1 pseudogene is annotated in these 326 nt (G+C 42.9%); it reads right to left on the reverse strand.

Going from position 1 to position 326, the window contains the following annotated elements:
• Positions 1 to 326: pseudogene (locus AAEY75_RS14380) on the reverse strand (nitric-oxide reductase large subunit); the annotation flags it as partial.

Raw genomic sequence — 326 nt, forward strand, 5'->3', positions numbered from 1 at the left:
TGGCAATCCAAAATAAGGCCGACTGAATATGCCACGTACGTACTAGCGCATAAGGAAAAAAATCTGCAACTGGAATACCATAAAACTCTTGACCTTCGACCGTATAATGCGCGACAAAACCGCCGATAAATACCTGAAATACAAACAGTGCCACCACTAAAAAGCCGTATTTTGCGAGCGCCTTTTGAGAAGGGGTCAAAGCAACTTTGGTTAATGGGTCAGCATCTGGCGTGATTTGTTTAACCTCTTCTTCTTGACGTAAGAAAGACCAGCCCCAAATTAAAAACCCTACCCCAGCAATTAAAAAGACAATACTGGCGATAGAC

This window comes from Psychrobacter sp. TB55-MNA-CIBAN-0194, from assembly GCF_040309505.1.
Classification (GTDB): domain Bacteria; phylum Pseudomonadota; class Gammaproteobacteria; order Pseudomonadales; family Moraxellaceae; genus Psychrobacter; species Psychrobacter fozii.